The following is a 17,503-nucleotide window of genomic DNA, read 5'->3' on the forward strand; positions in this document are numbered from 1 at the left end:
GTGTCCCGGGGGGATTCGCTTGCCTATATTTCGACGCCAACTTCATTGCATCAAGGATGTAAGGCATGGCGCAGGGATACATCAACGACAAGACAATCGACTACGGCAGTTTGAAAACCCGATTGATGGGGTACGGTCTGAGTCGGCAGCGCTCTGACCATTTTGATGTGTTGAATTATCACTTGCGCCGGGGGCTGGTGACGTCGGGGCAGGTTCGTAAACGTAAGCAACTCTGGGGACCAAAGCCGCGGTTTGGCAGATTTCATCGCATGGGCCTGATGATTGATCTCCTGTTAACGTCAAAACGCTACGTGAAAGAAGGTCTTGTGACTGAGGCAGAGTTGGCCTCTGTTCCCCTATCACTTAAGCGTTGGGCCGTATGGCCATATCGCCTTACGATGATTTGGATTATTAGCTGGGGCTATTGATGCACGTGGCTTTAGCGGGTAGCTCGTTTTCCTGCATTTTTCCTTCCTCGGGGTTCCATATTTTTCCAAAATATACTGTACATCCATCCAGCATTATCCTACAGTCCATCCCAGGTGACCGGATGTCACCTGACCTTCAGTTTTTAACTATGGATGGATAAAAAATGAAATCGAAAAAAGCCTTTATGCTGGGCGCGGCCATGGCGGCCTCCTGCTTCGTTTCGGCCTTTGCCCTGGCCGAACCAACCCTCCCGAAACTCAGCGCACAAACGCTCAAACAGGCCGTGGATAAAGCGCTGCAACCCGGCGGCACGCTGGAAACTACCCAGGTCTCGGACGCTCTCAAGCAAAAGCTCAATGCAGCCAAGGCCGGCAAGTCCAAGGCGCCTGCGAGTCAGGCGGCTCCCAGCAACGTGGCGGTTGACGCCAAGGTTGGCGAGCTGAAAAAACCCGACCAGGCGCAGCTGAAACAGGCTGCAATCGCTGCGTTCACACCGCTGTTTCCAACCCTGGATATCAATACGCTGTACACCCTCACGGGCGTGGAGACCGGTGCGCAAATCGCCTACCACTTCAACCTGCCGAAGAATGCGCGAGTGCAGGTACAGCTGCTGAACCAGAGCGCCGGTACCGACATGTCGTTGACCCTGTTCCACGATGATGGCCAGGGTAACCTGACCGCCTTGGGCACCTCCGACAACACCGGCAATGCCGATGAATACCTCAACGGTGTGCTGCAGGCCGGTGACTATTACTGGTTCATGGTGGCCAACACCGCGAGCGACGCGCAGTTCAGTTTCGGGGTGGCGGTGGACAGCAATATCGACGCCTTTGAACCCAACGACACCGCGCAAACCGCGTTTGCGTTGCCGGATGGGTTGAACCAAGTGATGGGCAACCTCGACAGCGTCAACGATGTTGATTATTTCGACTTCACCTCGCTGCGCGGCCAGGGTGTGGGCATGTTCCTCGGCGATGACGGTGCGGGCACGCGGAACCAGTGGATCTTTGAGCGGTTCGATGGCAATAAATGGGTGGAAATCCTGCAGGGCTCCACTTCGACCTACCCGAACCTGACCCCGGGCTACACCGTCAAGGTGCGTGTGCGAGCCAACCCGGCGGTGGCGCTGAACCCGCAGGCGAAATACACCTTGAGCCTGGGCTCGGCGCCACGCCTGGACCAGTACGATGTGAACGGCGACAACGTGGTGCGCATCCCCAGCTCGGTCTTCCAGCTGGCCACCCAGGCGGCCCGCAGCTTGAGCTGGAGCACCCGATGGTCAGACAGCACCGGCGAGCCACTGCGGGGTATCACCCCGGTACTTCGGGTCGACAAGCGCTTCAGTGGCCCTTACAACTGGGTCAACTATGAGGCCAAGACCGGCATCACGGGTGCCGCCTCGGGCAATGTCGACCTGGGCACCTGCTCCGGCGACAACCACGCGGTCTACCCGGACAGTGGGTCCGGCCAGACGTACAACTGGGATACCTGGTTCAACGAGGGCGGCTGGCGCATCGAGCTTAAGGAGTTCCCGGGTGTGGGCGTGGGCGGCAATATCTCGCAGTACGTCAGCCTGGGGCATATCTGCAGCCAGCGCATCGTGCGCTAACCGTTTTACTTGAGTGAGGCAGGGGGCAGTCCGTTTGGGCTGCCCCCTTTTTTGTGGGCGGGCTCCCAATGCAGGGTGCCGAACAGGTAGTCCATCAGCGGCAGGACGATATTGAAATTGCGCCCCTGCATCAGCTCGCGGCGGTGATGCAGGGCGTGCAACCGGTGCATCTGGCGAATCCACGGCAGGCGCGCCACCGGGTGTTCGGCGGGCAGGTGTTCGCAGGCGTGGAACACTTCGTAGAGCAGGTAACCGAGGATCATGCACCCGGCAAACAAACCGGCCACGTTGGGGCTCAGTCGCTGGAGCAGCCACCAGGCGGGGAGGGTGATCGCCAGGCTGTGCAACACGATCAACCAAGTGGGGAACAGAATCACGCGCCAGTCCCTGGGGCTATCGTAGGTCATGTGGCCGGGGGTGAAGAAACTGTGGTGATCACCGGTGTGGCGTGCGTAGAACAGCCTGGCCAGGGCGTGTTTGTGGTGGCCGAGGTGGCGGTGGACGAGGTAGATGCAGAGGTTGAAGAACACCAGGGTCAGGGGGACTGTCAGCCATTGCAGCGCGGTGATCTGCGCAGTACTGGACCAGGCCAGGGTGATGCAGAAAACGCCGTAGCCGAGGACGAAGCTGGCGTGGAGCCAGGGGTTGTAATGGGGGCTCACGGCAGCGCGGTAGCGGGCGCGAAAGGTCTCGGTAGGATGGGCCATGACGGGAAGCTCGGTATTTTTTTATTGGAGTCTGAGCTTAGTTGGCAGTCGCGAATGTGCGAGTTTTTGCGCGGTACGCACCTCCCACATTTTGACCGCTGCCGACCAACGGGGGCTTGCGCCCACCTCATTTACTTGCTAGTTTCTCGAAAAATGTTATCGATAACATTTGCTCTAAAAATAAAAACAAAACAGAGACCCACGCCATGAAAATGCTCTCGAAAACCCTGAGTTTATTGGCTGTAAGCATCACCCTCGGTACCGCTTCCCCTGCCTTCGCCGACGCCGCCAAGCCCATCCGCATCGGTGCGTCGTTCCAGGAAATCAATAACCCCTATTTCGTCACGATGAAAAACGCCCTGGAAGAAGCCGGCGCGACCATCGGTGCGAAACTCATCATCACTGACGCCCGCCACGACGTGTCCAAGCAGGTCAGCGACGTCGAAGACATGCTGCAAAAAGGCATCGACATCCTGCTGATCAACCCGACGGACTCGGTCGGCGTGCAATCGGCCGTCAAATCCGCCCACGCTGCCGGCGTCGTGGTGGTGGCGGTGGACGCCCAAGCCGATGGCCCGCTGGATTCCTTCGTTGGCTCGAAAAACTTCGACGCCGGCTTCCAGGCCTGTGAATACCTGGCCAAAAACATTGGCAACAAAGGCAACATCGCCATCCTCGACGGCATCGCCGTGGTGCCTATCCTGGAACGTGTACGCGGTTGCAAAGAGGCCGTGGCCAAACACCCGGACATCAAGATCGTCAGCATCCAGAACGGCAAGCAGGAACGTGACCAGGCGCTGACCGTCACCGAAAACATGCTGCAGGCCCAGCCCACCCTCAAGGGCATTTTCAGCGTCAACGACAACGGCTCCCTCGGCGCGCTTTCGGCCATCGAAGCCAGCGGCCTGGACGTGAAGTTGGTGAGCGTTGACGGCGCGCCGGAAGCGATCAAGGCGATCCAGAAACCCGGCAGCAAATTCATCGCCACCTCCGCCCAATACCCGCGCGACCAGATCCGCCTCGCCCTGGGCATTGCCCTGGCCAAGAAGTGGGGCTCGCAAGTGCCCGCCACGATCCCGGTGGACATCACCTTGATCGACCAGGCCAAGGCCAAGGACTTCAGCTGGTAAATCACCCAGGCCCCACGCCAACCGTGGGGCCCAGGTCATCCTTCTGAATACGGGGTCGGCGGTATGAGCACTCTTCTGAAGCTGGAAAACATCTGTAAGCGTTACCCGGGGGTACAGGCCCTCAAGTCCATCAACCTGCAAGTGGAACGCGGCGAAATTCACGCATTGCTTGGGGAAAATGGCGCGGGAAAATCGACCCTGATGAAGATCCTCGGCGGTGTCGAGCATCAGGACGAAGGGCAGATTCTGATCGACGGCCAGGCGCGACATTTTGCGACCTACCGCGATGCAATTGCCGCCGGTATCGGCATCGTGTTCCAGGAATTCAGCCTGATTCCCTACCTCACGGCAGTGGAAAATATCTTCCTCGGCCACGAGCTGAGTAACCGCTTTGGCCTGCTGCGCAAGCGCGAGATGGTCGAGGCGTCCGAGGCGTTGTTCAAGCGTCTTGGAGTGACGATCAACCTGCAATGCGCGGTCAAGCACCTGAGCGTGGCCGAGCAGCAATTTGTCGAAATCGCCAAGGCCCTGGCCCTGGATGCGCGCTTGCTGGTGCTCGATGAGCCCACTGCGACGTTGACGCCGAGCGAAGCCGAACTGCTGTTCGAGATCATGCGCGAGCTCAAGCGCCAGGGCGTGGCGGTGATTTTTATCTCGCACCACCTGGAGGAAATTTTCCAGGTGTGCGACCGCATCAGCGTGCTGCGCGACGGCGGCAATGTGGGCGTCACCGATGTGGCCGACAGCGATATCGACCGCCTGGTGGAAATGATGGTCGGCCGCCGCCTGGAGTGCAGTTTTCCGCCCAAACCGACCACCGAGCGCGGCGCATTGTTGCTCGAGGTCAAGGACATCCAACTGGTGCGCAACGGTCCGCACAACACCTTCAAACTGCACAAAGGCGAGATCCTGGGCTTTGCCGGACTGGTCGGTTCCGGCCGCACCGAGCTGGCCCTGGGCATGATGGGCGCACTGCCGTCAGTGAGCAAAGACGTGTGGCTGCGCGGTGAAAAAATCACCCTCGACGACCCGGCCCAGGCGCTGGCCCACGGCATCGGCCTGCTCCCGGAAAGCCGCAAGAGCGAGGGGCTGATCACCGACTTCAGCATTCGCGAAAACATCTCGCTGAACAACCTGCCCAAATACCAGAACGCCAGCGGCCTGATCGACAAGGGCCGTGAATGCGCCAGCGTCGACGGCCTGATGAAGCAGCTGTCGATCAAGGCGCCGAGTGGCGAAAGCCGGGTGTTCAACCTCAGCGGCGGCAACCAGCAAAAGGTAGTGATCGCGCGCTGGATCAACCACCACTGCGACGTGCTGGTGTTCGATGAGCCCACCCGCGGCATCGACGTCGGCGCCAAGGCGCAGATCTACGCGTTGATGCGCAGCCTCACCGAACAGGGCTACGCCATCATCATGATTTCTTCCGAACTGCCCGAAGTCATCGGCATGTGCGACCGCGTCGCTGTGTTCCACAAGGGCGCCATCGTCAAGGTACTCGAAGCGTCTGCCGTCAATCCTCAAGAGGTCATGCGCCATGCAACAGGAGGCTCAAGTGAATACGTCCATTAACGCCGTCGACACCAGCCGGTTGCGCCTGAACCTGGCGCGGCTGGTGCGCTCGCCGGCGTTCTATCCCTTCGTCGGGCTGGTGGTAGTGACCCTGGTGATGATCCTCGCCAGCGACACGTTCCTCACCACCAGCAACCTGTCGAACATCGCCCGGCAGGTGTCGATCAACGCGATTATCGCGGTGGGCATGACCTGCGTAATTCTCACCGGTGGCATCGATTTGTCGGTGGGGCCGGTGATGGCGTTGTCCGGCACCTTGACCGCGGGTTTGATGGTCGCGGGCCTGCCGCCAGGGCTGGCGATTGGCGCCGGGATGCTGATCGGCGTGGCCTTCGGTATCGGCAACGGGCTCTTTGTCGCCTACCTGCACATGCCGCCGATCATCGTCACCCTGGCGACCATGGGCATCGCCCGTGGCCTGGGCCTGATGTACACCGACGGCTACCCGATTTCCGGGCTGCCGGAGTGGTTCGGTTTCTTCGGTCGCCAGAGTCTGTTCGGGATTGAAGTGCCGATCCTGATCATGCTGGTCACCTACTTCGCCGCCTACGTACTGCTGCAACACACGCGCATCGGCCGGTACATCTACGCCATCGGCGGCAATGAAGAAGCGGTGCGTTTGTCCGGGGTGCGCGCGGCGCGCTTCAAGTTGCTGGTGTATGGCATCAGTGGCCTGACCGCCGCAATTGCCGGGCTGGTGCTGACCTCACGCCTGATGAGCGGCCAGCCGAATGCCGGTGTCTCGTTCGAGCTGGACGCGATTGCCGCCGTGGTGCTGGGCGGCGCATCGATTGCCGGCGGGCGCGGGGTGATCGTCGGGACTTTGCTCGGCGCGATGCTGCTCGGCGTATTGAACAACGGACTGAACATGCTCGGGGTCTCGCCCTACGTCCAGAGCGTGATCAAGGGCGGGATCATTTTGCTGGCGATTTTTATCAGCCGTCAGCGCCACAAATAAACTCCTATCAAGACAGGACCGAACACCATGGACAAGCACACCGAAATGCAAGCTGTCGTCTGCCACGGCCCGAAAGACTATCGCCTGGAACGCATCGGCAAACCCCAGGCACGCGCCTTTGAGCTGGTGATCCGCATCGCCGCCTGCGGCATCTGTGCCAGTGACTGCAAATGCCACTCGGGCGCGGCGATGTTCTGGGGTGGCGACAACCCGTGGGTCAAGGCACCGGTGGTGCCGGGGCATGAGTTTTTCGGCTACGTGGTGGAGGCTGGCGAGGGTGCCGAGGAGCACTTCGAGGTCAAAGTCGGTGACAAGGTGATCGCCGAGCAGATCGTGCCGTGCGCCAAGTGCCGCTTCTGCAAGTCGGGCAAATACTGGATGTGCGAAGTGCACAACATCTTTGGCTTCCAGCGTGAAGTGGCTGAAGGCGGCATGGCCCAGTACATGCGCATCCCCAAGACGGCCATCGTGCACAAGATTCCCGAGTCGGTGTCGCTGGAAGACTCCGCGCTGGTGGAGCCGATGGCCTGCTCGATCCACACCGTCAACCGGGGCGATGTGCAGCTCGATGATGTGGTGGTGATCGCCGGCGCCGGCACCCTTGGCCTTTGCATGGTCCAGGTCGCTGCACTGAAGACACCGAAGAAACTGGTGGTGATCGACATGGTTGACGAGCGCCTGGAACTGGCGAAAAAATTCGGCGCTGACGTGGTGATCAACCCGTCCCGCGACAACGCCCGTGAAATCATCAATGGCCTCACCGACAACTACGGCTGCGACGTGTACATCGAAACGACTGGCGTACCGGCGGGCGTGACCCAGGGCCTTGACCTGATCCGCAAACTCGGGCGTTTTGTCGAGTTCAGCGTGTTTGGCGCCGAGACCAGCGTCGACTGGTCGATCATCGGCGACCGCAAGGAACTGGACGTACGCGGCGCGCACCTCGGGCCGTATTGCTACCCGATCGCCATCGACCTGTTCGAGCGCGGCCTGGTCACGTCCAAGGGCATCGTCACCCATGACTTCCCCCTGGACGATTTTGCCGAAGCCTTCGAGCTGGCCAACTCGACGAAGTCGATCAAGGTGCTGCTGAAGCCGGTGAACTGATCATGGAATACGTGATGGGGGTCGACATTGGAACCCAGAGCACCAAGGCATTGCTGATGGATGGTCGAGGCACGATCATCGCCCAGCACAGCCAGGGGTATCGCGTGGATACCCCGAAAGTGCGTTGGGCCGAGCAATGGCCGCAGGTTTGGCTGGACGCCGTCGAGGCGTGCGTCGCGCAGTGCATGGCCAAGGCCGGTGTGGCCAAGGATCAGGTCAAGGCGTTGTGCGTCAGCAGCCTGTACGGCGGCTCGGGGATTGCCGTAGACGCGCAGATCACGCCGCTGCACCCGTGCCTGATCTGGATGGACCGGCGCGCAGGCGAGCAAGTGGCGTGGGTGCGTGAGCATGTGGACCTGGAGCGGCTGTTCGCGGTCACCGGCAACTCGGTGGACAGTTACTACGGCTTCACCAAGATGCTCTGGCTCAAGCAGCATGAGCCTGAGGTATGGGCCAATACGCGCTACCTGCTGCCGCCGAACAGCTACATCAATTGGTGCCTCACCGGCGAGTTGGCGGTGGACCATAGCAGCGCCGGCAATATCGGCGGGGTGTATGACGTGGCGCAGCGGGGCTGGTCTGAAGAGATGCTCGCGGCACTGGAAATTCCCCTGGCGATGATGCCCGAACGGCTGGTGTATTCCGCTGAAGTGGTGGGTGGGCTGCTGGAGACCTGGGCCACGCGCCTGGGGCTGCAGGCAGGCACGCCAATCCTTGCGGGCGGCGTTGATGCGGCCATGGCGACCCTGGCTGCGGGTGTTACACAGCCGGGTAACCACGTGGCGATGATCGGCACCAGTATGTGCTGGGGCTACCTGAACCAGCACGTGGATGCACGCCATGGTCTGGTGAGCTTTCCCCACGTCTACAACGGCCATCAGGACCTGTACATCTTCGGCGGAGCGATCACTGCCGGGGCGTCGGTCAGCTGGTTTCGCGAACAGTTCTGCCAGGCCGAGGAGCAACAGGCCAAGGCGACCGGTCAGGACAGCCTGGTGTTGCTGGAACACAGCGCAATGAAGATCCCTGCGGGCAGCGAAGGCTTGTTGTTCCTGCCGTACCTGATGGGTGAGCGCAGCCCGGTCTGGGATGATCGGGCCAGTGGCAGTTTTGTCGGATTGAACCTGTTTCACAGCCGGATTCACCTCTACCGCGCGGTGCTGGAAGGGGTGAGTTTTGCCCTGCGCCATAACATCGAAGCGGGTACGCGGGGCGCGCACTCCCTGGACCCGCGCTTGATTGTGGTGGGTGGCGCGAGCCATTCGGATTTGTGGATGCAGATCATTGCCGATGTCACGCGGTACCCGGTGTACACCATTGTTCAGGAGGTGGAAGCCGCCATGGGCGCCGCGTTGCTGGCGGCGCATACGGTGGGGTTGGTGAGTGATGGGGAGATGGACAAGGGGTGGGTGCAGTTGGAGTTGCGGGCTGAGCCCAAGGCGGAGAATGTCGAGGCTTATGACCGCGCATTTGCCGAGTACCTGAAGCTGTATCCCGCGCTGAAACCGATCATGCATAGCCTGCAAATCAACTGAACCTGCGCGGTACAAATGTGGGAGGGGGCTTGCTCCCGATGACGGCGTGTCAGAGATACATGTATTGACTGACCCACCACTATCGGGAGCAAGCCCCCTCCCACATCCGGATCTTTATGGACTTCGAGGTCTTTATTCATGACCACTACCTTTGATTTCACCCACCACCGCATCCTCGTCACCGGCGCCAGCAGCGGCATCGGCCGCGAAATTGCCCTGCAGCTGATAAAAAGCGGCGCCGAAGTCTTCGCCCTCGGCCGCGACGCGCAAGCCCTGTCGCAGCTCGGCTGCCAGACCCTGTGCCTGGACATCGCCGACAGCATCACCCTCGACAGCGCCCTGCAAGCCCTGCCGCCACTGCACGGGCTGGTCAACTGCGCCGGCATCTCGCGGCTGGAACCTGCCACGGCCATCAGCGCCGCCGCGTTCGACCAGGTGATGAACGTCAACGCCCGCGCCGCCGCCCAGGTGGCCAGCCGCGTGGCGGCAAAAATGATCGAGGCAAAGCTCGCCGGCAGCATCGTCAACGTCTCCAGCCAGGCTTCCCTGGTGGCGCTGGACGACCACCTCGGCTACTGCGCCTCCAAGGCCGCACTGGATGCGATCACTCGTGTGCAGTGTGCCGAGTGGGGCCGCTATGGCATCCGCGTCAACAGCGTCAACCCCACGGTCACGCTCACGCCGATGGCGACCATGGCCTGGTCTGACCCGGCCAAGCGCGACCCTGCGCTGGCGGCCATACCCCTTGGGCGATTTGCTGAAACCGTGGAGGTCGCGTTGCCGGTGCTGTTCCTGCTGAGCAGCGCCGCGAGCATGATCAGCGGCGTGAGCCTGCCAATCGACGGTGGCTACACCAGCCGCTAGCCGTTCTCCAGCTGGCCGGCAATTACCACCTTGTCCCGTGGCTTGTGCGGGTCTTGCAGGCGGTCGAGCAGCAGGCGCACTGCGCTGCTGCCGGCCAGGGAGGCGTCGTGGGCCACGCAGGCGATCGGCACGCCGAAGATATCGGCGAAGGGCAGGCGGTCGATGCCGCAGATGGTCAGGCTGTCGTGGGGGATGTTGTGCATGCGCAATGCACGCAGGGCACCGAGGGTGATCAACTGGTTGAAACCCATGATCGCGTCCGGTGCCGAGTGTTCGGCCAGGTAGTCGAGGGTATGCAGGTAGGAAGGCATCAGCGTGTAGTCGCCGGCCTGTACTTCAACCTGTACGTGCGGATGCTCGGCTAGCACTTCGCGCAGGCCCTTGAGGCGCTCGACGGTGATGCGTGAATGCTCGGGGCCGGTCAACACCAGCAGGCGCGCAAGGTCGGGTGTCTGGCGCAACAGGTAGTGCGCGGCCTGGATACCGCTGTGGTAGTTGTCGAGCACGACGCGGCTGAACGGGCTGTCGTGGATCGTGCGGTCGAGCAGCACCACCGGGGTCTTGCCGTTGCCCAGGCGTTCCAGGTAGTCGGGCTGGTAGCTCGGTTCATCGGAGACCGGCGACAGGATGATGCCCGCCACGCGGTAGCCCAGCAGGGTATCCACCGCCTTGCTTTCGAGCTCTTCCAGCTCATCGGTGTCCACCAGCATGATGGTGTAGCCGTGCTGTTTCGCCTCGCGGGAAATCGCCTTGATCATCTCGCTGTAGAACGGGTTGTCCACCGACGCGGTGATCACGCCGATGATCAGGCTTTCACTGCGCTTGAGCCCACGGGCGAAGGCGTTGGGCACGTAGTCCAGCTCCCGCGCCACTTCGAGAATGCGCGCCAGGGTGGCGGGTTTGACCTGATCAGGTTTGTTCAGCGCCCGGGACACCGTGATGGTGGTCATGTTGACCCGTTTGGCGATGTCGCTGATCGTGACGGACTTTTTCTTGTTCATCGGTAAGGCTGCGAAGGGACACACCCGCAGGCTAGCATGCGCGCAGGCGTAGGGGGCTTCAAATCAGTGGGTCCCAGCGTTGCGACCAGTCACTTTCCGCCTTGACCACCTCCCGCAACAACCCCAGCGCCTGCTGCAATACCGCCGAATCCCGCGCGCGCGAATACACCAGGTACGTCGGGAAACTGAACTCCGGCGCCTTGGGCACGCGCTGCATCACGCCGCTGTCGAGGTAGCTCTGTACTACCCGTGTGCGAAAGTACCCCGCGCCGCCATTCTCCAGGATGTACTGCAACGCCAGCGGCCCCAGGTTGAAACTCAACGCGGCGCGGGCCCGGTCGGGCAGGGCAGCATCGTGCTGCTGGCGAAACCCCGGGCCCCAGTCGATATAGACGTACGGGTCCGGCTTGCTGACCAACTGCACCAGGATCAGTTTTTCTTCCAGCACCTGTTCCACCTGCAACCCCGGCCAGTACTGCGGCTGAAACACCAGGGCGGCATCGAGCACGCCCAGTTCCAGCTGACGCAGCAGGTATTCGCCCTCACGCACTTCAGTACGTAGCGCATAGCCGGGAATGTGTTCACGCAAGGCCTGGGCCCAACCCAGCATCAGCGGGTTGCACAGGCTGACCTCACCGCCGATATGCAGCACATTGCGATGACCATCAGGCAACGGCAGGTCACGCCGCGCGGCTTCCCAGGTTTGCAGCAACTGGTTGGCGTACACCACAAAGGCTTCGCCATCGGCGGTCAGGCGCGCACCGGCGCGGTTGCGAACAAACAGCGTACTGCCCAGCTGGCTTTCGAGGTTTTTAACGCGTGCGGTGATAGCGGTCTGGGTGACGTGCAGTTTCTCGGCCGCCGCGGCCAGGCTGCCGCAGCGGGTGATTTCGAGGAAGGTGCGTGCCAGTTCGATGTCCATGAAGCCCCCGGGGATGAATGGGGGGCATTGTAGAGGCAGGGGCCTGGAATGCGAACCGCTGTAGGCGTCGGGGGGGCCAGGTTCTTGCCGGCGATAGCGGTGTATCAAGCCTGCATGTCAGGTAAAACCTGATCCCGCAGACGCCAGCCAATCACGTCCATCAAACTGAACTACTGAAAACCAACAGACCAACGCCTCGTCGTCTGGTCTTCGTGCCGCTTGTCGATATCAATTTCGTATTGGCACTCCGGGCCCTCGCAGCGGTGTTCCAGCGTCAGCGGCGGCAGGCTTTGGAGGTGGAACAGTGGCTTGGCCTGGGGCGTTGAATCGACGTGCACAGCCTCCGACGGCGGGGCTGTGTAGGTCAGGTCCAGCGAGGTGCCATAGGCCATGGCGGGCAGGAGGGCGAGCACTGCGCTCGTCAGAACAGTCCTTGTGAATTGCATCTGGAATAATCCGGGCAACAAAAAAAGAGGCGCGAATTATAGGCCATCAACGACCGGAGATGCACACGGCAATCCCCGGTCGAAAACAGCGGTTTAGAGCACGCGCGGTGCTTCAAGGTGCTCGGTGGGAAACGCTTTTGCATACACCTGACATACCCGCAAAACCTGCTCATCAGCAAACCGCGCGCCCACCACATGCAACCCCACCGGCAAGCCATTCGCCGCCAGCCCGCACGGCACCGATGCCGCCGGTTGTTGGGTCAGGTTGAAGGGGTAGGTGAACGGCGTCCACTGCGTCCATTCCTGCAGGCCGGAACCCGGTGGCACGTCATGCCCTGCGTCGAATGCGGTGATTGGCATCATCGGCGACACCAGCACATCGTAATGCTTATGGAACGCGGCCATGCGCGCGACCAGTGCCGCGCGGGCTTCGAGAGCGGCGTTGAAATCATCCAGGCTCAACCGCTCGCCCCGTTGTGCAATACGCAGCAGGCCGGGGTCCAGCAGTTGCTTTTGCGCCGCGCTCATCGAGCCGGTCAGGCGTGCGGCACCGGCCGCCCACAAGGTGCTGAACAGCTCCAGCGGATCGCTGAAGCCCGGGTCGATCTGTTCGACATGGGTGCCCAACTGCTCCAGGCCTCGAACCGCCTGGGCGACCACTTTGGCTACTTGCGGATCGACATCCACATAGCCAAACGTGGGGCTGTAGGCAATACGCAAGCCCTTCAAATCTGTAGCCTCACTGAGCCATGGCGTGGTCCTCGGCGCACCGATCAAGCCATCCCGCGCATCCGGCTGTGCGACGGCTTGCAGCATCAGCACGCTGTCTTCCACGGTGCGGGTCATCGGCCCCAGGTGCGACAGAATCGTCATGGAACTCGCCGGCCACTGCGGCACGTAACCGAAGGTCGGCTTGACCCCGAACGTACCGGTAAACGCACAGGGAATCCGGATCGAACCGCCCGCGTCGCTGCCCTGGTGCAGCACGCCCAGGTTCAACGCCGCCGCCGCACCCGCCCCGCCGGATGAGCCGCCCGCCGTCGTGCGGGTGTCCCACGGGTTGCGTGTAATGCCGTACAGCGGGTTGTCGGTGACGCCTTTCCAGCCGAATTCCGGTGTGGTGGTCTTGCCCAGCAGCACCGCGCCGGCCTTGCGCATCAAGGCCGAGAAGGGTGCGTCCACGTCCCACGGGCCCTCGGCCGATGAGGTGCGCGAACCTTTGCGGGTGGGCATGCCGATGGTGAGCGTCAGGTCTTTGATCGAGGAGGGCACACCGTCCAGAGCACCGCACGGTTCACCCTTTAACCAGCGTTCTTCGGACGCCCGCGCGGCCTTCAACGCGCCCTCCGGGTCGACATGGCAGTAAGCGTTGACCACCGGGTTGTAACGCTCGATACGCAGCAGCACGTCTTCGGTGACTTCCACCGGTGACAAGGTTTTGTCCCGGTAATGCGCAAGCAATTGGACTGCCGTCAACTCAGCGATTTCGCTCATGCCTGATCCCCCTGGGCCGCGTTGACCATGGCGCGCAGCAATACCGCGCAGCCTGCGGCCAGGTCCTCCGGCGCTGCGTTTTCGATTTCGTTGTGGCTGATACCGCCTTCACACGGTACGAAGATCATCCCGGCCGGGCCGAGTTCGGCGACGAAAATCGCGTCATGCCCGGCGCCGCTGACAATGTCCATATGGCTCAAACCCAGGGCACTGGCGGCGTCGCGTACGGCGTTGACGCAGGCCGGGTTGAAGTCCAGCGGCGGGAAGTCGGCGGTAGGGGTCAGCTCAAACGTCAAACCGTGTCTGGCAGCGGTGCTTTCGATCACGCCGCGCACTTCATCGACCATGGCTTGCAGCGTGTCGGCATGCAGGTGGCGCAGGTCGATTGTCATGTGCACTTGGCCTGGGATCACGTTACGCGAGCCGGGGTGCAGGCTCAGGCAACCAACGGTGCCGCAGGCGTGAGGTTGTTGCTGATGGGCGATGCGGTTGACCGCGCTGACCACCTCGGCGGCGCCCACCAGGGCGTCCTTGCGCAGGTGCATCGGCGTCGGGCCGGCGTGGGCTTCGACGCCGGTCAAGGTCAGGTCGAACCACTTCTGGCCGAGGCAGCCCATCACCACGCCAATGGTGGTGGCCTGGTCTTCCAGTACCGGGCCTTGCTCGATATGCGCCTCGAAATAGGCGCCAACCGGGTGACCGAGCACCGCACGGGAACCGGCATAGCCGATGCGCTGCAATTCGGCGCCCACCGACAGGCCTTGATCGTCGAGCTTGTCGAGGGTGTCGTGCAAATCGAACTTACCGGCAAATACCCCGGAACCCATCATGCACGGCGGAAAACGCGAGCCTTCTTCGTTGGTCCACACCACCACTTCAATCGGCGCGTCGGTTTCGATGTTCAGGTCGTTCAGGGTACGGATCACTTCCAGGCCGGCCATCACGCCGAAGCAGCCGTCGAACTTGCCGCCGGTGGGTTGGGTGTCGATATGGCTGCCGGTCATCACCGGGGGCAGGGCGGGATTACGGCCGGCGCGGCGCGCGAAAATATTGCCGATGGCGTCGACGCTGACGCTGCATCCGGCCGCCTCGCACCACTGCACAAACAGGTCGCGGGCCTGGCGGTCGAGGTCGGTGAGCGCCAGGCGGCATACGCCGCCTTTGACGGTGGCGCCGAGTTGGGCCAGGTCCATCAGCGATTGCCACAGACGGTCGCGGTTGATCAGCGGCGCGTTGCTCTTGAGCGGTTGGGCAAAACTATTCATCTTCAATCTCCGTCAGGCACTCAGGGCCAGGTAGCGGTTCTTGATCGTCGGGTCGGCACGGAAGGCGGCGGCGCTGCCTTCGTACACCACGCGGCCTTGTTCGAGCACGTAGTGGCGGTCGGCGAGCTTGTCGCAGACCATCAGGTTCTGCTCCACCAGCAGCACCGGCAGGCCGTCGTCCTTGACCTTGCGCAGGATCTTCACCAGTTCGTCGACGATCACCGGGGCCAGGCCTTCGGTGGGTTCGTCGAGGATTAGCAGCTTGGGGTCGTTGAGCAGGGCGCGGGCGATGGCGAGCATCTGTTGCTCGCCGCCGGACAACGCGTGGCCGGCATTTTTGCGGCGCTCCTTGAGGCGCGGGAACATGCCGTACACGTCTTCGAGCTGCCAGCGGCTGGTCTTGCGCGCGGCAATGCGCAGGTTTTCCTCGACGGTGAGCAGGCGGAAAATGCCGCGGTTCTCCGGCACCAGCGCGAGACCCTGACGGGCGATTTCAAAGATCTTCTGGCCGACCAGCGCCTGGCCGTTGAAGTGAATCTGGCCCTGGCGCGGGCAGATAATCCCGAGGATGCTGCGCAACGTGGTGGTCTTGCCGGCGCCGTTGCGGCCGAGCAGGGTCACCAGTTCGCCGGGGTTGACGGTCAGCGACACGCCTTCAAGCACGTGGCTTTTGTCGTAGTAGGAATGGATATTCTCGACGATCAGCATCAGGCAGCCTCCCCCAGATATGCGGTGCGCACACGTTCATCGGCGCGCACGAATTCTGGCGTGCCTTCCACCAGGATCTGTCCGTGGCTCATCACGGTGATGCGTTGGCTGATGGACATGACGATGCTCATGTTGTGTTCGATCAGCAGCACCGTGTGGTCGCGGCCGAGGTCGCTGATCAGTTGGGTCATGATCGGGATGTCATCGATGCCCATGCCCGAAGTGGGCTCGTCGAGCATCAACAGTTTGGGTTTGGAACAGATCGACATGCCCACCTCCAACACCCGTTGCTGGCCGTGGGACAACTCGCCGGCCAGGGTGTCGGCGCGGGCGGTGAGTTGCAGGCGTTCGAGCACCTGGTCGGCCATCTCCAGGTGTTCGCGCTTGCTGTCCACGCGGCGCCAGAAGTTCAGGGCACGCGCACCGTCGCGGCCTTGGGCGGCCAGGCGCAGGTTTTCGCGCACGCTGAGGTTCTGGAACAGGCTGGTGAGCTGGAACGAACGCGCCATGCCCAGGCCGACGCGGCCGTGGGCCGGTTTGCGCATCAGGTTCTTGCCGTCGAAATGAATCGCCCCGGCGGTGGCCTGGCGTTCACCCGTGAGGCAGTGAAACAGGCTGGTCTTGCCCGCGCCGTTGGGGCCGATGATGGTGTGAATGGTGCCGGCTTCGACCTTAAGGTTGACGCCGTTCACCGCATGGAACGCGCCGTAGGCCAGTTCCAGGTCTTTGGTTTCCAGCAGGATGCTCATAGCCCTTCCTCCTTGGCGACGACGGTGGCTTTGCGGCTTGCGCTTACTTTCTCGAACAGCGACGCCAGGCCGCCCCACAAACCACCGCGCATGAAGATCACCACCAGGATCAGGATCACCCCCAGCAGCATCAGCCAGCGCGGCCACAGGTCCGAAAGAAAATCCCCCAGCAGCACGATGGAGCCGGCGCCCAGCAGCGAACCGAACAGCGAGCCGGTGCCGCCGACGATGGTCATGATCAGGATGTTCTCGGACATTGCCAGGTCGATATTCGACAGCGGCACAAAGTGCAGCAGCATGGCATACAGCGCGCCGGCGATGCCGGTGACTGCGCCGGACAGCACAAACACCAGGATCTTGAAGTGGCGCGTGTCGTAGCCGATGGCCGAGGCGCGGGTTTCGTTTTCGCGGATCGCCATCAGCGTGCTGCCGAAGGGTGAGGCGATCACCCGGCGTGCGCCGATGAAGATCAGCAGGAACAGTACCGCGACAAAACCGTAGAACGCACGGGCGTCGGCCAGCGACAACAGCACCGTGTCACCGATACGGATTTCCGGCCGCGGTACGCTGAGCAGGCCGTTGTCGCCGCCGGTCCAGCCGCTCAAGGTGTAGGCGACGAAGTACGCCATCTGGCTGAACGCGAGCGTCAGCATCACGAAGTAAATGCCGGTGCGACGGATCGCCAGTGCACCCACCAGCAACGCGAGGAAACCGCCGGCAATCGCAGCGCCCAACAGAGCCGTGAACAAGCCCATTTGCAGGTGGATCATCAGCAGCGCCGCGCAGTACGCGCCAGCACCAAAGAAGATGCCTTGGCCGAATGACAACAGCCCGGTGTAGCCCAGCAGCAGGTTGCAAGCCAGGGCGGCCATGGCAAAGATCAGGATTTCGGTGGCCAGGGTCGCCGACGGCAGGATCAACGGCAGGCCGATCAGTACCGCCAGCACCCACAGCAGCATTGCGCGCGATTGGGTCTTGGCAAACGGCAGGGGATTTTTCTCGCTCAT

General features: G+C 62.1%; 17 protein-coding genes. 8 read left to right on the forward strand and 9 right to left on the reverse strand.

What is annotated here, in order from left to right:
• The first annotated feature begins 65 nt into the window (after nt 1-65).
• Nucleotides 66-428, forward strand: a complete 363-nt coding sequence (locus ACR52_RS00825) for a hypothetical protein (RefSeq protein WP_048719413.1) — start codon at nt 66-68, stop codon at nt 426-428.
• A 164-nt stretch (nt 429-592) separates the two neighbouring features.
• Nucleotides 593-2,038 carry a pre-peptidase C-terminal domain-containing protein gene (locus ACR52_RS00830; protein WP_048719415.1) on the forward strand — a complete coding sequence of 482 codons (1,446 nt, stop codon included), beginning with the start codon at nt 593-595 and terminating at the stop codon, nt 2,036-2,038.
• A gap of 5 nt (nt 2,039-2,043) precedes the next feature.
• Here ACR52_RS00830 and ACR52_RS00835 read toward each other — a convergent pair whose 3' ends face one another.
• The gene (locus tag ACR52_RS00835) at nt 2,044-2,745 is read right to left on the reverse strand and encodes a sterol desaturase family protein (RefSeq protein WP_048719417.1); all 702 of its coding nucleotides are present in this window, start codon (nt 2,743-2,745) and stop codon (nt 2,044-2,046) included.
• A gap of 206 nt (nt 2,746-2,951) precedes the next feature.
• Between ACR52_RS00835 and ACR52_RS00840 the strand changes: the two genes are divergently transcribed.
• From ACR52_RS00840 to ACR52_RS00865, 6 genes are all read left to right on the forward strand, one after another.
• The gene (locus ACR52_RS00840) at nt 2,952-3,875 is read left to right on the forward strand and encodes a substrate-binding domain-containing protein (protein ID WP_048719419.1); all 924 of its coding nucleotides are present in this window, start codon (nt 2,952-2,954) and stop codon (nt 3,873-3,875) included.
• Nucleotides 3,876-3,938: 63 nt separating this feature from the next.
• Nucleotides 3,939-5,447 (forward strand): sugar ABC transporter ATP-binding protein, encoded by a 1,509-nt coding sequence (locus tag ACR52_RS00845; RefSeq protein ID WP_048719421.1) that lies wholly within the window; start codon nt 3,939-3,941, stop codon nt 5,445-5,447.
• Complete coding sequence (locus tag ACR52_RS00850) at nt 5,413-6,405, forward strand: ABC transporter permease (RefSeq protein ID WP_048720475.1); 993 nt, start codon at nt 5,413-5,415, stop codon at nt 6,403-6,405. The genes ACR52_RS00845 and ACR52_RS00850 overlap by 35 nt, the downstream gene beginning before the upstream one ends.
• Before the next feature lie 27 nt (nt 6,406-6,432).
• A complete protein-coding gene (locus ACR52_RS00855; protein ID WP_048719423.1) occupies nt 6,433-7,512 on the forward strand; it encodes an alcohol dehydrogenase catalytic domain-containing protein in 1,080 nt (359 codons plus the stop codon).
• A gap of 2 nt (nt 7,513-7,514) precedes the next feature.
• Entirely contained in the window at nt 7,515-9,047 is a 1,533-nt protein-coding gene (locus ACR52_RS00860) for an FGGY-family carbohydrate kinase (protein WP_048719425.1), read from the forward strand.
• A gap of 138 nt (nt 9,048-9,185) precedes the next feature.
• Complete coding sequence (locus tag ACR52_RS00865; RefSeq protein ID WP_048719426.1) at nt 9,186-9,911, forward strand: SDR family oxidoreductase; 726 nt, start codon at nt 9,186-9,188, stop codon at nt 9,909-9,911.
• Here ACR52_RS00865 and ACR52_RS00870 read toward each other — a convergent pair.
• The 8 genes from ACR52_RS00870 to ACR52_RS00905 form a co-directional block, all read right to left on the reverse strand.
• On the reverse strand, nt 9,908-10,912 hold the full coding sequence (locus ACR52_RS00870) for a LacI family DNA-binding transcriptional regulator (RefSeq protein ID WP_048719428.1): 1,005 nt from the start codon (nt 10,910-10,912) through the stop codon (nt 9,908-9,910). The two genes, ACR52_RS00865 and ACR52_RS00870, sit on opposite strands and share 4 nt — an antisense overlap.
• A gap of 58 nt (nt 10,913-10,970) precedes the next feature.
• A complete protein-coding gene (locus ACR52_RS00875; protein WP_048719430.1) occupies nt 10,971-11,834 on the reverse strand; it encodes a LysR family transcriptional regulator in 864 nt (287 codons plus the stop codon).
• Nucleotides 11,835-12,004: 170 nt separating this feature from the next.
• Nucleotides 12,005-12,280, reverse strand: coding sequence for a hypothetical protein (locus tag ACR52_RS00880; protein WP_048719431.1), 276 nt, complete (start codon nt 12,278-12,280; stop codon nt 12,005-12,007).
• A 93-nt stretch (nt 12,281-12,373) separates the two neighbouring features.
• The gene (locus tag ACR52_RS00885) at nt 12,374-13,774 is read right to left on the reverse strand and encodes an amidase (RefSeq protein ID WP_048719433.1); all 1,401 of its coding nucleotides are present in this window, start codon (nt 13,772-13,774) and stop codon (nt 12,374-12,376) included.
• Complete coding sequence (locus tag ACR52_RS00890) at nt 13,771-15,039, reverse strand: Zn-dependent hydrolase (RefSeq protein WP_048719436.1); 1,269 nt, start codon at nt 15,037-15,039, stop codon at nt 13,771-13,773. The genes ACR52_RS00885 and ACR52_RS00890 overlap by 4 nt, the downstream gene beginning before the upstream one ends.
• Nucleotides 15,040-15,051: 12 nt before the next feature.
• Entirely contained in the window at nt 15,052-15,747 is a 696-nt protein-coding gene (locus tag ACR52_RS00895) for an ABC transporter ATP-binding protein (protein ID WP_048719438.1), read from the reverse strand.
• Complete coding sequence (locus ACR52_RS00900) at nt 15,747-16,496, reverse strand: ABC transporter ATP-binding protein (RefSeq protein WP_010209301.1); 750 nt, start codon at nt 16,494-16,496, stop codon at nt 15,747-15,749. Before ACR52_RS00900 ends, ACR52_RS00895 begins: the two co-directional genes overlap by 1 nt.
• A complete protein-coding gene (locus tag ACR52_RS00905) occupies nt 16,493-17,503 on the reverse strand; it encodes a branched-chain amino acid ABC transporter permease (protein ID WP_048719451.1) in 1,011 nt (336 codons plus the stop codon). The genes ACR52_RS00900 and ACR52_RS00905 overlap by 4 nt, the downstream gene beginning before the upstream one ends.

Source organism: Pseudomonas fildesensis (assembly GCF_001050345.1).
GTDB classification, from domain to species: domain Bacteria; phylum Pseudomonadota; class Gammaproteobacteria; order Pseudomonadales; family Pseudomonadaceae; genus Aquipseudomonas; species Aquipseudomonas fildesensis.

Excerpts from the sequence above, each read along its gene's own strand:
- ACR52_RS00825 (WP_048719413.1), top strand. The coding sequence starts at position 66 with ATGGCGCAGGGATACATCAACGACAAGACAATCGACTACGGCAGTTTG.
- ACR52_RS00830 (WP_048719415.1), top strand. The coding sequence starts at position 593 with ATGAAATCGAAAAAAGCCTTTATGCTGGGCGCGGCCATGGCGGCCTCC.
- ACR52_RS00835 (WP_048719417.1), bottom strand. The coding sequence starts at position 2,745 with ATGGCCCATCCTACCGAGACCTTTCGCGCCCGCTACCGCGCTGCCGTG.
- ACR52_RS00840 (WP_048719419.1), top strand. The coding sequence starts at position 2,952 with ATGAAAATGCTCTCGAAAACCCTGAGTTTATTGGCTGTAAGCATCACC.
- ACR52_RS00845 (WP_048719421.1), top strand. The coding sequence starts at position 3,939 with ATGAGCACTCTTCTGAAGCTGGAAAACATCTGTAAGCGTTACCCGGGG.
- ACR52_RS00850 (WP_048720475.1), top strand. The coding sequence starts at position 5,413 with ATGCAACAGGAGGCTCAAGTGAATACGTCCATTAACGCCGTCGACACC.
- ACR52_RS00855 (WP_048719423.1), top strand. The coding sequence starts at position 6,433 with ATGGACAAGCACACCGAAATGCAAGCTGTCGTCTGCCACGGCCCGAAA.
- ACR52_RS00860 (WP_048719425.1), top strand. The coding sequence starts at position 7,515 with ATGGAATACGTGATGGGGGTCGACATTGGAACCCAGAGCACCAAGGCA.
- ACR52_RS00865 (WP_048719426.1), top strand. The coding sequence starts at position 9,186 with ATGACCACTACCTTTGATTTCACCCACCACCGCATCCTCGTCACCGGC.
- ACR52_RS00870 (WP_048719428.1), bottom strand. The coding sequence starts at position 10,912 with ATGAACAAGAAAAAGTCCGTCACGATCAGCGACATCGCCAAACGGGTC.
- ACR52_RS00875 (WP_048719430.1), bottom strand. The coding sequence starts at position 11,834 with ATGGACATCGAACTGGCACGCACCTTCCTCGAAATCACCCGCTGCGGC.
- ACR52_RS00880 (WP_048719431.1), bottom strand. The coding sequence starts at position 12,280 with ATGCAATTCACAAGGACTGTTCTGACGAGCGCAGTGCTCGCCCTCCTG.
- ACR52_RS00885 (WP_048719433.1), bottom strand. The coding sequence starts at position 13,774 with ATGAGCGAAATCGCTGAGTTGACGGCAGTCCAATTGCTTGCGCATTAC.
- ACR52_RS00890 (WP_048719436.1), bottom strand. The coding sequence starts at position 15,039 with ATGAATAGTTTTGCCCAACCGCTCAAGAGCAACGCGCCGCTGATCAAC.
- ACR52_RS00895 (WP_048719438.1), bottom strand. The coding sequence starts at position 15,747 with ATGCTGATCGTCGAGAATATCCATTCCTACTACGACAAAAGCCACGTG.
- ACR52_RS00900 (WP_010209301.1), bottom strand. The coding sequence starts at position 16,496 with ATGAGCATCCTGCTGGAAACCAAAGACCTGGAACTGGCCTACGGCGCG.
- ACR52_RS00905 (WP_048719451.1), bottom strand. The coding sequence starts at position 17,503 with ATGAGCGAGAAAAATCCCCTGCCGTTTGCCAAGACCCAATCGCGCGCA.